The following is a 13849-nucleotide window of genomic DNA, read 5'->3' as shown; positions in this document are numbered from 1 at the left end:
CCATGAAATACCTGTGCCTGATCTACAGCAACGAACAGGTGTTGCACACCTCGCCCGACAGCCCGGCTGATACTGAGTGTTTCGCTTATGCGCAGGCGATACAGGAAAGCGGCCGAATGCTGGCCGCCGAACCGCTGGAGTCGGTGAGCACCGCCACCACGGTGCGCATGCGCAACGGCAAGCTTTCGATCACGGACGGGCCTTTTGCCGAAACCAAGGAACAGCTTGCCGGGTTTTATCTGATCGAGGCCAAGGACTTGAACGACGCCATTTGGGTGGCCGGCGGCATTCCTGCCGCGCGGGTCGGCAGTGTGGAAGTGCGCCCAGTGCGTGAATTGAACCTGCCGCGATGACCCTCAACCGCCAGGTCGAGGCCCTTTACCGCAGCGAATCACGCCGCGTACTCGCGACGCTGATTCGCCTGCTGGGGGATTTCGACCTGGCCGAGGAGGCCCTGCACGAGGCGTTTTTTGTGGCGGTGCAACGTTGGCCGCTCGACGGAATACCAGTCAACCCACGGGCCTGGCTGGTGTCCGCCGGGCGCTTCAAGGCCATTGACCGTTTGCGCCGTCAGGCGCGGTTTACTCCGTTGCTGCAGGAGCAGGCCGATGCGCTGGAAGCGGCTGACTGGAGCGCTGAAGAGGTGGAAGACGATCGCCTGCGCCTGATCTTCACCTGCTGCCACCCGGCCCTGGCGCCTGATGCGCAGACAGCGCTGACCTTGCGCGAAATCTGCGACCTCAGCACCGAAGAAATTGCCCGAGCATTTCTCGCCACCCCCACCACCATCGCGCAACGCATCGTGCGCGCCAAACACAAGATTCGCGACGCAAAGATTCCCTATCAAGTGCCGTCCCTGGCCGAGCTGCCCGAGCGTCTCGACAGCGTGTTGCGTGTGATCTACCTGGTGTTCAACGAGGGCTATTCGGCCTCCATCGGCACCGACCTTACGCGCCAGGACTTGACCCACGAAGCGATTCGCCTGGGCCGTTTGTTGATGGAGCTGCTGCCGGAGCCGGAAGTCATGGGCTTGCTGGCGTTGATGCTGCTGCATGAGGCGCGTCGGCCGGCACGCACCTCGGCGGGCGGTGAATTGGTGCTGCTGGATGAACAGGACCGTTCTTTGTGGGACGCGTCCTTGATTGCTGAAGGCTGCACATTGGTGGAGCAGGCGCTGACGACACCGCGCTTCGGAGCGTATTGCCTGCAGGCGGCGATTGCCGCGGTACACGCCGAAGCGCCGAGTGCACAGGCAACCGACTGGCCGCAGATCGTCGGGCTCTACGATGTGTTGCTCAGGGCAGTGCCGTCGCCGGTGATCGAACTGAACCGGGCAGTGGCTGTGGCGATGGGACAGGGGCCGTTGGCGGGGCTGGCGCTGGTGGACGGCATTCTGCAGCGCGGTGAGCTGCAGGATTACCACCTGGCGCATTCGGCGCGAGGCGAATTTTGCCGACAGCTGGGACGGGTCGATGAGGCGCGCACGGCCTATGCGCGGGCACTGGCCTTGACCCGGCAAACCCCTGAGCAGCGCTTTCTGGAAAAACGCCTGGCGCAGCTCAAATCCAACGAGCAATGAGTCACTCAAGCATCTTGCCCAGTAACCAACTGCCCGCCGGCCCCGGCGGATTTTGCCGCGACCAGAGCGCATCCACCGCGACCGAGCGAGGCCAACTGCGAACCTTGAGTTCGACCAGTTGCCCGCCGCCAAAACGCTCCACCAGCCAGCGCGGAATCGGTGCCCAACCGAAGCCCAATTGCGCCATTTCCATCAACATCAGGTAGCTCGGCGCTGACCAGACACGCTGTGTGCTGCGGGTTTCATTGGGGTTGATGATGCTCGCCAAGCGCAACTCCCGGTGTAGCTGCAGCGTGTGCGGGTGCACCTCGCCCAGGCTCGCCAACGGGTGCCTGGGCGAGACGAACAGGGCGATCTCCGTGCGTTCTTCAACGCTGGAAAATGTCAGGTCGGGCGGGTAAATCTCCTGCTGCTCGATGAACGCAATATGCGCCCGGCCGCTTTGCACCAAGGCGATGAGGTCTTCGCATTCGGCGATCAGGCACTCCAACTCAAGGTCCGGGTAGCGTTGTTCAAAGGCGCTGAGGGCGATCTCGAAGCGGTCGGACTGGTAGGTATCGGACATGGCGATACTCAACCTTGGCTCCAGCCCCTGGGCCAGCTGGCTCGCCGCCAGCTCCAGCCGGCTGCTGGCCTCCAGCACCTGCTCGGCACGCTGCAACAACACCTGGCCGGCCGGGGTCAGCGTCGGTTTACGGCTGCTGCGGTCGAACAACACCACGTCCAGGTCAATCTCCAGGCTCGCCACCGCTGCGCTGATGGTGGACTGGCTCTTGCCCAGCTTGCGCGCCGCCGCGGAAAACGAGCCTTGGGTGGCGGCCTGTACAAACGCCTGCAGCACTTCATGGGAGGCCATATCTATCGCTTTGATCGATGGTTATTGGTTATGAAGTATCGGCTCAAGGGGTAATTATGGCAACTGTCGTCATTCAAGGAGCCGGGTCATGCACCCCACCAAGTCGATTACTGAACGTGTTCTGCAAGCCCTGGGTTTCGAAGGCCTGGCGTTGCTGATCTGCACCCCGCTGCTGATGTGGATCACTGGCCGGCCAGCCCTGGAAATGGGCGCGGTAACCCTGGGTATCAGCATTCTGGCGCTGACCTGGAACGTCATTTTCAACAGCCTGTTCGACCGCCTCAAAGTACGCCTGCAACTGTCCGGTGGCGCATCGACACGGGTGCTGCACGCGTTGATGTTCGAAGGCGGGCTGATTATCGTCGCCGTGCCGTTGATTGCCGCGTGGCTGAACATCAGCCTGCTCGACGCATTCATCCTCGACATCGGCGTGCTGCTGTTCTTCCTGCCCTACACCTACGTGTACCACTGGGGGTACGACGTGGTGCGGGAGAAAATCCTTACAAAAACATCCCGCCTGACGCCTCGATCCGCTGACCGGTGATCCATTTGCTGCCATCGGCCAGCAGCAGCGCAATGGCCCCGCCAATATCGTCAGGCAAGCCTGCGCGGCCCAGGGCGGTGTTGTTGGCGACCATGGCATTGAGGTTGGCGTTGTCGCGTACCGCACCGCCGCCGAAGTCGGTTTCAATCGCGCCAGGGGCGAGGATATTGACGCTGATGCCGCGCGCGCCCAGTTCCTTGGCTTGGTAGCGGGTCAGCACTTCCATTGCGCCTTTCATGGCCGCGTAGGCTGCGTAGCCCGGCAGGCTGAAGCGCGCCAGCCCGCTGGACACATTGAGAATGCGGCCGCCGTCGCGAATCAACGGCAACAGCTTCTGTGTCAGAAAAAACGGCCCTTTGAATTGGATCGCCACCAGTTGGTCGAACTGGGTTTCGGTGGTTTCTGCAAAGCTTGCGTGAAGGCCGATACCGGCGTTGTTGATCAGAAAATCAAAGTGATCCTGTGCGAAAACATCCTTGAGCACGTCGGTAACTTCACTGACGAAGCCCGCGAACGTCGCGCTCTGGCCTACATCCAGTTGCAACATGGCAGCACGGCCGCCCAGTTGTTCGATTTGCCCCACTAAGGCCTGAGCCTCATCGGCCTTGCTGTGGTAGGTGCCGATGACGTCGACGCCCTGAGCGGCCAGATGCAGCGCCGCGCTTTTGCCCAGGCCGCGGCTGGCGCCGGTGATCAGTGCGATTTTACGGGTCATGGTGGAGTCCTCTGAGCAGGTGAGTGAATGTGGGACTGAGTGTATTTGTCCGCTCATAACGTGATAAACAGAGCGATACCGGAATCACTGGCCGGATAAGGCGAACAATCCCATGAACAAACTTGAGCTGCTGCGCACCTTCGTGCGCGTCAGCGAACTGTCGAGTTTCACCCAGGCGGGCGAGCGGCTCGGCCTGCCGCGCTCCACCGTCTCCGAGCATGTGCAGGCGCTGGAAGAACTGCTCGGCACGCGCCTGTTGCAGCGCACCACGCGCAAGGTCCAGGCGACGCAGGACGGGCGGGTGCTGTACGAACGGAGCAAGGACCTGCTGGCCCACATGGAGGAACTGGAAGGGCTGTTTCGCCAGGATGAGGCGCAATTGGCCGGACGGATTCGCGTGGACATGCCGAATGTCATGGCCCGCGAATTGATCCTGCCGCGCCTGCCGCAGTTCATGGACCTGCACCCGCTGATCGAACTGGAAATCAGCAGCACCGACCGCCAGGTCGACCTGCTGGCCGAAGGCTTCGATTGCGTGTTGCGCGTCGGTGCCCAGCCGGACCAATCGGTGGTGGCGCGCCTGCTGTGCAGCATGCCGATGCTCAACTGTGTAAGCCCCGCGTACGTGCAACGGCATGGCGTGCCGCACACGCTGGCGGACCTCGCCGAGCATCGGCTGGTGCATTACGTGCGGCCGCTGGGCGCGCGCTCGCCGGGGTTCGAGTACCAACAGGGCAATAAGGTGCACCGCGTGCCGATGGCCGGGCGGGTCACGGTCAACAGCACCGACGCCTACAAGGCTGCGTGCCTCGGTGGGTTCGGCCTGGCGCAAATGCCGGCCCTGGGGATTCGTGAGCAACTGGCCAATGGCGAATTGCTGGCGGTGCTGCCCGAGTACCCGGCGCCGGCGCTGGATGTGTCGCTGCTGTACGCCGGACAGCGGCACTTGCCGCTGCGGGTGCGGGTGTTCATGGACTGGCTTGCCATGACCTTGCAGGCCCAGCTTTAACGGCGGGCCGACAGCTGTTGCGGTGCGAGGAACGCACCGTGGAAGTAATCGCGGAAGGCCTGCATCGCCGGGGTGAACGCCCGCTCGCGGTGCCAGGCCAGGCCGACGCTCATGGGGGTGACCTTGTCGGTCACGCTCACGGTTTCGATGCGCTTGCCTTCCAGCGACCAGGGGCGGTACACCAAGTCGGAAAGGATCGCCACGCCGCTGCCATTGGCCACCATGCTGCGCACCGCTTCCACCGAGCTGGTGCGCAGGCGCACGGTGGGCGTTTGCCCGGCCTGTTCCCAGTAGCGCATGGCGCTTTGTTCGGCCTCGTCGACGGTGAGAAAAATGTACGGTTCCCGCGCCACATCGGCGAGGCTCACCGCCGGCTGATCGCACAGGGGGTGGTGGCTGGGCAGCCACAGGCGGCGTTCGGAGTTGAACAGGATTTCGGAGACGATATCCGGGTGCGTCAGGTTGGCGGTCAGCACCACGGCCATGTCGAACTGGCCCTTGAGCAGGCCGTGCTCGATGGCCTGGCGTTCCTGTTCGAACACCTCGATGGTCACGTCCGGGTGCCAGTGTTCCATGCGCTGTTGATGGTGCGGCAGGAAATATCCCAGCACCGTGTAGCTGGCCGCCACGCGCAGCACGCCGCTGGCGCGGTAGTCCGGCATCGGGCTGTTCAGCGCGTCGTCGACGCTGCGCACGATCACGTAGGCACGGTTGAGAAAGTGCCGCCCGGCGTCGGTCAGGCTCATGCCCTGGGCCGAGCGCACGAACAACTGCGCGCCGAGCATGGCTTCGAGTTCCTTGATCGCGGTGGTCACCGCCGATTGCGAGATGTTCAGGTGAATCGCCGCCTGTGAGATCTGGCCGATCTCGGCGGTGGCGACAAAGTAGCGAACCTGGCGCAGGGTGAGGGACATGCAGTTCTCCACAGTGAGGTTGATCGTTCCGCGTGGGAATGCCGCTTTGGGACGATCGGGTCTGGGCGCAGGCACCACACGGGTATCTGATTTTCAGAAGGCGACCCATCTGATAATAGATCTTCCCAAGGGGTCAAGGTGCAGCCTACTTTCGACGCCACGAACCTTTGCGGAGCGACCTCGATGCAGGCAGTGGATTTCAACTCGGACATGGGCGAGGGCTTCGGTCCCTGGACCATCGGCGATGGCGTCGACAGCGAACTGATGGCCTACATCAGCTCGGCCAATATCGCCACCGGCTTTCACGCCGGCGACCCCGGCACCATGCGCCGCACCGTCGAACGCGCCAGGCAATTAGGCGTTGGCATCGGCGCGCATCCGGGGTTTCGTGACCTGGTCGGCTTCGGTCGCCGGCATATCAACGCGTCGGCCCAGGAGCTGGTGGACGACATCCTCTACCAGCTTGGCGCCTTGCGCGAAATCGCTCGCGCGCAGGGAGTGACGCTGCAACACATCAAGCCCCATGGCGCGCTGTACATGCACCTGGCGCGGGACGAAGAAGCCGCGCGGCGGCTGGTGGAAAACCTGCAGATTGTCGAGCCCACGTTGTTGCTGTACTGCATGCCCAACTCGGTGATCTGGCAGGTTGCGCGGGAACTGGGGCAACCGGTGGTGCGCGAGTTTTACGCTGACCGTGAGTACGATCTCTCCGGTTCCATCGTATTTACCCGCAAGGTACGCGCACTCGATCCGGCCACTGTTGCGGCACGTGTCCTGCGGGCCTGTCAGACCGGGCGGGTGCGTACCGTCGAAGGGGAAGACTTGCTTATCGAATTCGATTCCATCTGCCTGCACAGCGATACCCCCGGCGCGCTGGAACTGGTGGAAGCCACGCGCGAGGCGCTCGACCAGGCGGGGATCGCCGTGCGAACGCCACGCTGAATGACACCGGTGCACAGACGCCGGGTTTGACTGATTTTTTGCCTGCCTTTCTACAATGATTCCAAGAGGAACAGACATGGCTGAATCTTCCCCGATCCGCTACAGCTTTGGCGGTGATGAGCACCTGTTTGCCGAGGTCAGCGAGAGCATGTCCCTGCAGGCTTTTTTCAAGGGCATGGCCGTAACCCGCGCGGTAGAACGCCTGGCGCTGGAGGGTGTGCTGGACGTGTGCCTGGCCAATGCGTCGTTCCAGATCCGTTTCGACCCGGACCGCATCGCGCCCCACGTGCTGCTCGACGCGGTGCAAGGCGCCGAAGGCCTGGCCGTGGCTGAGCGCACCCTGCACACACGCATCATCGAGATTCCGGTGTTGTACAACGACCCCTGGACCCACGAAACCCTGATGCGTTTTCGCGACCGGCACCAGGACCCGAGTGGCACCGACCTGGAGTACGCCGCGCGGATCAACGGCCTGGCGGACGTCGACGCCTTTGTCGCCGCCCACAGTGGCGCGCCGTGGTTTGTGTCGATGGTCGGTTTCGTCGCCGGCCTGCCGTTCATGTTCCAGATGGTCGAGCGCGAGCGGCAGTTGCAGGTGCCCAAATACCTGCGCCCGCGCACTGATACGCCAAAACTGACCCTCGGCCACGGCGGCTGTTTCGGTTGCATCTATTCGGTACGCGGCGCCGGTGGTTACCAGATGTTCGGCGTGACCCCGGCGCCGATCTACGACCCGGCGCAGCAACTGGCCTACCTCAAGGACCACATGGTGTTCTTCCGTCCCGGCGATATCGTTCAGTTCAAGCCCATTGACCGTGACGCCTATGACCAGGCGGTGGCCGAAGTGGATGCAGGACGTTTCGACTTGCGCATCCGCCCGGTGGAATTTTCCCTCGATGCATTTCTCGCCGACCCCACCGGTTATCCGAAAACCCTGCAGGAGGCGCTGGCATGATCAAGGTCCTCAAACCCGGCCTGGCCACTTCGGTGCAGGACCTTGGCCGTGAAGGCTACTACCACCTGGGCATTCCGCCATCGGGCGCGTTGGATCAGTACGCCTTGAGCGCGGCCAACCATCTGGTGGGTAACCCGATCGGCGCGGCGGGGCTGGAATGCACCTTGATCGGCCCGCAGTTGCAGTTCCAGCGCGATGGCCTGGTGGCGCTCTGCGGCGCGCTGATGTCGCCGCGCCTGGACGGTGAGGTGGTGCACCAGGACACCGCATTCCAGGTGCGCGCCGGGCAAGTGCTACGGTTCGAATTTCCCAAGGCCGGCGCACGTACTTACCTGGCGGTGGCCGGTGGCATCGATGTGCCGCTGGTGCTGGGCAGCCGCTCCACTTACACCCTTGGCGCGCTGGGCGGGTTTCATGGGCGGCGCCTGGTGGAAGGCGATGAACTGCCGGTCGGCGAAGCCAGCGGCAAGGGCCGGGCGGGCAACAGCCTGCCGATGGCCTTGCGCCAATCGGTCGGCGGCGATGTGACCTTGCGCGTGGTGCCGGGGCTGTATTACGAGCGGCTGACGGCAGCGGCAAAAAGCAGTTTTTTCGCCGAGCCATGGACCGTGGGCTCGGAGGCCGACCGCATCGGCTATCGCTTCAAGGGCGGCAGCGCCTTGAGTTTCCAGCCACGGGAACAACCATTTGGCGCAGGCTCAGACCCTTCGAACATCGTCGACAGCTGCTACCCCATCGGCTCGATCCAGGTGCCGGCCGGGTTGGAACCGATTGTGTTGCATCGCGATGCGGTGTCGGGCGGCGGCTATGCAATGATCGGCACCGTGATCAGCGCCGACCTTGACTTGATCGGGCAGATGCAGCCGAACCAGCGGGCGGGGTTTGTCGCGGTCACCCTGGAGCAAGCGCTGGAGGCGCGGCGGGTGTACAAGAAGCGGCTCAAGGCGATGGCGGCACTTTTTGGCGGCTGACACATGGCAAAACCGATGTGGGAGCTGGCTCCCACATCACATCTGTGGTGTCAGAACAATTGGGTGAACAGCCAGTACAAGCTACCCGACAACACAATCGCCGCCGGCAACGTCAGCACCCACGCCATCAGCAAATTGCGGATGGTGCGCATCTGCAAACCACCGCCATTGGCCACCATGGTGCCGGCCACACCGGATGACAGCACGTGGGTGGTCGACACCGGCAAGCCGAACATGTCGGCCGCGCCGATGGTCAGCATCGCCACGGTTTCGGCCGACGCGCCTTGGGCGTAGGTCAGGTGGGTCTTGCCGATCTTTTCACCCACCGTGACCACGATGCGTTTCCAGCCAACCATGGTCCCCAGCCCGAGCGCGATGGCCACGGCGATCTTGACCCACAGCGGGATAAAGCGCGTGGCGTTGTCGATCTGTTGCTTGAACAGCTGCAGCTTGCCCTGGGTGTCGGCGTCGAACTGGCCGACCTTGCCCTTGTCCATCAGGCGAATGGTTTCGCTGGTCAGGTACATGTCGTTACGCACGTTGCCCACCGCCTCAGCCGGTACCGCAGCGAGGGAGCCATAGCTTTTGACTTCGCTGCCGATATGGCCGGTGATGGCGGCAAGGGCGGGCACCAGTTCCGGTGTGGCTTCCTTGGTGCGCACGTAGGTCGACAAGGTGGCACGGGAGTCGGCAGGTGCAGGCTGCGGTGCGGCCTTCACCAACGCGGCCTGGGTTACCTCGGCGACGGCGGCAAATTGCAGCGACTGGTCGGCGGGCATGGTGCGGTTCAGTGCATAGGCCATGGGCAGGGTGCCCACCAGGATCAGCATGATCAGGCCCATGCCTTTTTGCCCATCGTTGGAGCCGTGGGCGAACGACACACCGGTGCAGGTGACAATCAGCATGCCGCGAATCCACCATGGCGGCGGGGTATCGCCCTTGGGCGCTTTATACAGCGCGCGGTTTTTCACGAAGGCGCGCAGGGCCAGCAACAGCAAAGCGGCAAACGCGAAGCCGATCAGCGGTGACAACAGCAACGCGTAACCGATTTTGGCCGCCTGGCTCCAATCCACACCGCTGGTGCCGTCGCGGCCATGCATCAAGGCGTTAGCGACGCCGACACCGATGATCGAGCCGATCAGCGTGTGCGACGACGACGCCGGCAAACCCAGCCACCAGGTACCCAGGTTCCACAGGATCGCGGCGATCAGCAGGGCAAAGATCATGGCGAATCCGGCCGATGAACCCACCTGCAGGATCAGCTCGACCGGCAGCAGGGCAATGATGCCGAACGCCACTGCACCGCTGGAGAGCAGCACGCCGAGAAAATTGAAAAAGCCCGACCACACCACCGCGAAATGCGGCGGCAACGAGTTGGTGTAGATCACCGTGGCGACTGCGTTGGCGGTGTCATGAAAGCCGTTGACGAACTCGAAGCCCAAAGCGATCAACAGTGCCACGCCCAGCAGCAGGAACGGCGTCCAGGTGGTGACCACCGTGCCCAGTTCGTGCATGTCGTGCATCAAACTGTAGGCGGTGAACAACAGGCCCATGGCGAGTACGGCGAAGAACAGGATCACCGTCACCAGACCGGGCTTGGTGTCCAGCCGGGGTTTGGGGGCTGTAGGTGAGATGTGGGGAGAGGCGGTCAGGGAGGGGGTGGCCATGCCGGAGCATCCAGTGTGGGGAGGATGTTTCCCATGATCATTGCAGAATGTTACAGAGATGCTGCGGCAGGTCAGTGTTTAGGCAGACGTGTGTGCCGCTGGTCTATTAGACACTGGCTGGCTGCGTGGGAATGCCTCCCCGGACGCTCCGCGTCCCGCCAACACTGCGCACGGGTGACGCAGAGCGTCACGGGCTCAATTCCCACGCGGGAGCGTGGGAACGATCTTCACCCCCGCAGACGGCGCAAGCCTTGAAACTGTTTTTGGCCGTGCGGGCCTCATCGCGGCATAGGTATCTACACAACTTTGGCGTAGCCCTGAACCTGTGGCGAGGGAGCTTGCTCCCGTGGCGACCTGGCGGCCTATAGCTATCTGATTGATGCCGCGCGATCCAACTGTGGGAGGGGCGGTGCGACGGTTCGACTTGCTCCCAATGGCGGCCTGACAGTCGACAATGATGTTGGATCAGAGCGCGTACATATCCGTTGCTGCGGTAACGGCGGCTTAGGGTTCCGCCCTTACGGCGGGTCACTTTTGGAAAAGAGCCCCAAAAGTAACCAAAAGGGCTCCCGCCCCACCACTCGGCACCTCGCCTAGGCTCGGTGTGCCCGTAATCCGACATTGATTTGGGGGGCCGCCGCCACGCGCCATCCATGGCGCGGGGCGGCTAAACCGGCATCCCTGCCGGTTTACCCCCCAAATCACTGTCGAATTCCGGCCAGCGTGGTTTAACGGGGCGCCTAAGATCAAGAGCAAGATCAAGAGCGGCTCGCTTCGCATCGTGGTTACCGTAGGCTGCTACAAAGTTGTGTAGATACCTATGCTCATCGCGCGCAAGCCCGACTCCCACAGGGGAATGCATTCCAATGTGGGAGCTGGCTTGCCTGCGATAGCGTCAGTTCGGGCGCGCATGTGTCAGTTGGCCCACCGCATCCGCGAGCACACTCGTTCCTGTAGGTTGAATCTCAATAATCCGTGCGTTTCCTGAACGCCCAGCGCCCTGCGATCAACGTGAACGTCGCCACCAACGCCACCAGGATCCAGAACCCTTCCGGGTCGGTTGCAAGTGGCACGCCGCCGACGTTCATGCCGAAAAAGCCGGCGATGATGTTGATCGGCAGCGCCAGCACCGTCACCACCGTGAGGGTGAACAGCGTGCGGTTGCTCTGTTCGTTGAGGTTGGCGGCGATCTCTTCCTGCAGCAACTTGATGCGCTCGCCCAGGGCCGTCAGGTCGTTGATGATCAGGGCGAACTCTTCGGTGGATTTGCGCAACTCCTTCACGTCTTCCTTTTGCAACCATTGCGGCGGCCGGTTGAGCAGGCGCAACAGTGAGCCGGGTTCCAGCGCCAGCAGGCGTTGCAACCGCACCAGCACGCGGCGCGCGGCACCGAGTTCGGCGCGGTTGGTGGACAGGCGCGAGGACAGCAACTGGTCTTCGATCTGGTCGACACTGAGGCTGGTCTTGCGCACGATCTGCGTCAGCACTTCGCCCTGGTCGCGCAGCAAATGCACCAGCAATTCCAGCGGCGAGCGAAAGCGCTCACCGGCTTTGACCGACGAGCGCAATTTATCCACCGAGTGCAGCGGTTGCAGGCGCGCACTGATCAGCAAGCGACTGCGCGCGCACACCCACAACGTGGAAATATCCGACGACACCAGGCTGCTGAAGTTGAACACCACGTCGTTGACCACCGCCAGCAGGGCCGAATCGACATGCTCGATGCGCGTTGAGCGCGAGCCTTCGTGCAAGGCTTCGAAAAATTCCTCGGGCAATTCCAGGTGCGCCTGCATCCAGCGTTCACACGCGGCGTGAGCCAGGCTCAAGTGCAGCCAGAGAAACTCTTCTGGATCCGTGGGCTGTTGCAGCGCCTTGAGCGCCGTGGCCGAATCAATCTGCTCAGCTTTTTCGCCGGGCAGAAAGCGGAAACCGTAAAGCAGGCCAAACAGATCCGAATCCTGGTGGGCGTGATCGATGCTGTGGTTCATGGAAGCTCGCAAGAAAGCGCCTGCAGGAAGTTTCACAGGTTCGCATGCGCAAATAATTGCAAGGCGGGATGACGGTTATGTGACGGTTTGGCGAGCGCCCATAAAAAAACGCGCCACCCGAAGGTGGCGCGTTTTTTAAGTTAACTCAGGTGTCTTGCTTGTCTTCCAGTACCGCGCCTGTTTTGGCATCGAGCTTCACGTCCCACTTCTTGCCGGTGGCGTCGGTCAGATCTACTTCGTAGACCAGCTTGCCGGCTTCGTGATCCAGTTCGGTATCGTTGATGGTGCCGCCGGTATGCTTGGCGAGGGCGGTAGCGTTGAGTTTTTCAAACGCCATCACGTCACCGGATTTGATCAGGCCTTCAATCTGATCCGGACGAACATCAGCCTGTGCCAAACCTGCAGTCAAGGTCAGGGCGGTGGCAGCGAACAGAGCGGTCAAGGTTTTCATGGTGTGTGTCCTTTTGGTTGAGCTGTTTAAGTGGCGCCAGATTAACCGGCGCAACTTAACTCACGCTTAATGGCTTACTGACACAAACGACTCAGTACTTATGGTCGCTCAACAGGTCCTGCACGCTGGACGACGGCCAGCGCTTGTAGAACTTCAGCAGTTCGGCCGCGCGGTTGGTGAAAATGCCATCGACGCCGGCTTTCATCACTTTGTCGAAGTCGACGGGTTCATCGACGGTGTACACGTGCACCAGCAAGCCCTTGTCGTGTGTCAGCTTATTCATTTCAGGTTTGACCAGGTCGGTGTAGCTCTGGTCGCCATGGTCGGTCAGCTCGGCCGAAGGGCCGGTGCCGATGGCGCCGAGGCTCTTGGCCTGGTCGACCCATTTTTCGAACTCGGCCGGGTCTTTTGGTTCCTGCTTGGCGTAATAGGCGGCTTTGGTTGGCTCGCCAGACTCGGCGAAGGTCACTTTGGACTTCGGCTCAATGCTGCCTTCACCGACCCACAACAGCAGGATCTTCGGTGTGTTGGGCATTTCTTTCTGCAGTTCCTTCAGGCTGGCCACCTCGAAGGTCTGCAGCACCACGCGGCCCTTGCCCTGGCCGACACCGGTGTTGCTCTTACCCAACTTGGAGCCGGCGGAACTCAGCCAGCCTTTGTCCAGCAGCTTGTTTTTCAGGTCGGCCTCGATGCCCGGGAATTGCTTGGGCTCCTTGGTCTCGATGTACAGGCCGGGTTTGTGCTGCGGATTGCCTTCGGCGATCTTGATGATGTCGTCCAGGCTCTGGATTTTCAGGCCGACGAAACCGGGGCGTGCGCGGTCCGGGTAGGCGGCGTTGAACCAACTGCCGGCGTCGAGGCTTTGCAGCTCTTTCCAGGTGAACTCGTTGGCCGGCGCGTCTTTACGCTCGGGGAACTTGGTCGCCACGTCGGTGGTGCGTTGCAGGTTGTTGTCATGCAGGGCGAACAGCACGCCGTCCTTGCTGCGCTGCAGGTCCAGTTCCAGGTAGTCGGCGCCCAGGTCGCGCGCAACCTTGTAAGCGGCGGCGGTGGATTCGGGAGCGTCATAGGAGGCGCCACGGTGGGCGATCACGGCAGGGTAGGGGATGCCTTCGTTTGTCGCCAGTTCTGCCGGGCTGATCGGGTCGGCAGCCTGTGCCGGGGCAATGCCGAGCATCAGTGCCAGCAGCAAGGCACTCCCTATGGTCGCGGGCACCGGGCCGTTGGTTAACGTGACAGGCATATGCGAAGTCCTTTC

The 13849-nt window shown here is 62.3% G+C and carries 14 protein-coding genes; 7 read left to right on the top strand and 7 right to left on the bottom strand.

The features are described 5' to 3' along the window. Positions 1 to 2: 2 nt before the first annotated feature. Complete coding sequence (locus QF045_RS24055) at positions 3 to 353, top strand: YciI family protein (RefSeq protein ID WP_306494335.1); 351 nt, start codon at positions 3 to 5, stop codon at positions 351 to 353. Then, positions 350 to 1579 carry an RNA polymerase sigma factor gene (locus QF045_RS24050; RefSeq protein WP_306494334.1) on the top strand — a complete coding sequence of 410 codons (1230 nt, stop codon included), beginning with the start codon at positions 350 to 352 and terminating at the stop codon, positions 1577 to 1579. The genes QF045_RS24055 and QF045_RS24050 overlap by 4 nt, the downstream gene beginning before the upstream one ends. Before the next feature lies 1 nt (position 1580). Here QF045_RS24050 and QF045_RS24045 read toward each other — a convergent pair whose 3' ends face one another. After that, the gene (locus QF045_RS24045; protein ID WP_306494333.1) at positions 1581 to 2435 is read right to left on the bottom strand and encodes a LysR family transcriptional regulator; all 855 of its coding nucleotides are present in this window, start codon (positions 2433 to 2435) and stop codon (positions 1581 to 1583) included. Between the two features lie 88 nt (positions 2436 to 2523). Between QF045_RS24045 and QF045_RS24040 the strand changes: the two genes are divergently transcribed. Beyond that, positions 2524 to 2979, top strand: a complete 456-nt coding sequence (locus QF045_RS24040) for a multidrug/biocide efflux PACE transporter (protein WP_306494332.1) — start codon at positions 2524 to 2526, stop codon at positions 2977 to 2979. Here the strand turns inward: QF045_RS24040 and QF045_RS24035 are convergent. Further along, entirely contained in the window at positions 2936 to 3694 is a 759-nt protein-coding gene (locus QF045_RS24035; RefSeq protein ID WP_306494331.1) for an SDR family NAD(P)-dependent oxidoreductase, read from the bottom strand. The genes QF045_RS24040 and QF045_RS24035 overlap by 44 nt on opposite strands. 112 nt (positions 3695 to 3806) lie before the next feature. On the opposite strand from QF045_RS24035, the gene QF045_RS24030 reads away from it, so the two are divergent. After that, the gene (locus QF045_RS24030) at positions 3807 to 4703 is read left to right on the top strand and encodes a LysR family transcriptional regulator (RefSeq protein WP_306494330.1); all 897 of its coding nucleotides are present in this window, start codon (positions 3807 to 3809) and stop codon (positions 4701 to 4703) included. Here QF045_RS24030 and QF045_RS24025 read toward each other — a convergent pair. After that, positions 4700 to 5617 (bottom strand): LysR family transcriptional regulator, encoded by a 918-nt coding sequence (locus QF045_RS24025; RefSeq protein WP_306494329.1) that lies wholly within the window; start codon positions 5615 to 5617, stop codon positions 4700 to 4702. The genes QF045_RS24030 and QF045_RS24025 overlap by 4 nt on opposite strands. A 183-nt stretch (positions 5618 to 5800) precedes the next feature. On the opposite strand from QF045_RS24025, the gene QF045_RS24020 reads away from it, so the two are divergent. From QF045_RS24020 to QF045_RS24010, 3 genes are all read left to right on the top strand, one after another. Then, the gene (locus QF045_RS24020) at positions 5801 to 6559 is read left to right on the top strand and encodes a 5-oxoprolinase subunit PxpA (protein WP_306494328.1); all 759 of its coding nucleotides are present in this window, start codon (positions 5801 to 5803) and stop codon (positions 6557 to 6559) included. A gap of 76 nt (positions 6560 to 6635) precedes the next feature. Further along, positions 6636 to 7514, top strand: coding sequence for an allophanate hydrolase subunit 1 (locus tag QF045_RS24015; protein ID WP_306494327.1), 879 nt, complete (start codon positions 6636 to 6638; stop codon positions 7512 to 7514). Continuing rightward, entirely contained in the window at positions 7511 to 8485 is a 975-nt protein-coding gene (locus QF045_RS24010; protein WP_306494326.1) for a biotin-dependent carboxyltransferase family protein, read from the top strand. The genes QF045_RS24015 and QF045_RS24010 overlap by 4 nt, the downstream gene beginning before the upstream one ends. 50 nt (positions 8486 to 8535) lie before the next feature. On the opposite strand, the gene QF045_RS24005 is transcribed toward QF045_RS24010, so the two are convergent. From QF045_RS24005 to QF045_RS23990, 4 genes are all read right to left on the bottom strand, one after another. Further along, positions 8536 to 10152, bottom strand: a complete 1617-nt coding sequence (locus QF045_RS24005; protein WP_306494325.1) for an inorganic phosphate transporter — start codon at positions 10150 to 10152, stop codon at positions 8536 to 8538. 965 nt (positions 10153 to 11117) lie between these two features. After that, positions 11118 to 12140: a transporter gene (locus QF045_RS24000; RefSeq protein ID WP_306494324.1), complete on the bottom strand. Its 1023-nt coding sequence runs from the start codon at positions 12138 to 12140 to the stop codon at positions 11118 to 11120. 145 nt (positions 12141 to 12285) lie between these two features. Beyond that, the gene (locus tag QF045_RS23995) at positions 12286 to 12591 is read right to left on the bottom strand and encodes a PepSY domain-containing protein (protein WP_306494323.1); all 306 of its coding nucleotides are present in this window, start codon (positions 12589 to 12591) and stop codon (positions 12286 to 12288) included. 91 nt (positions 12592 to 12682) lie between these two features. Next, positions 12683 to 13834, bottom strand: a complete 1152-nt coding sequence (locus QF045_RS23990) for a glycerophosphodiester phosphodiesterase family protein (RefSeq protein WP_306494322.1) — start codon at positions 13832 to 13834, stop codon at positions 12683 to 12685. Between the last annotated feature and the right edge of the window lie 15 nt (positions 13835 to 13849).

It is taken from the genome of Pseudomonas sp. W4I3, assembly GCF_030816195.1.
Classification (GTDB): domain Bacteria; phylum Pseudomonadota; class Gammaproteobacteria; order Pseudomonadales; family Pseudomonadaceae; genus Aquipseudomonas.
This window is presented reverse-complemented; position numbering and strand designations above follow the sequence as displayed.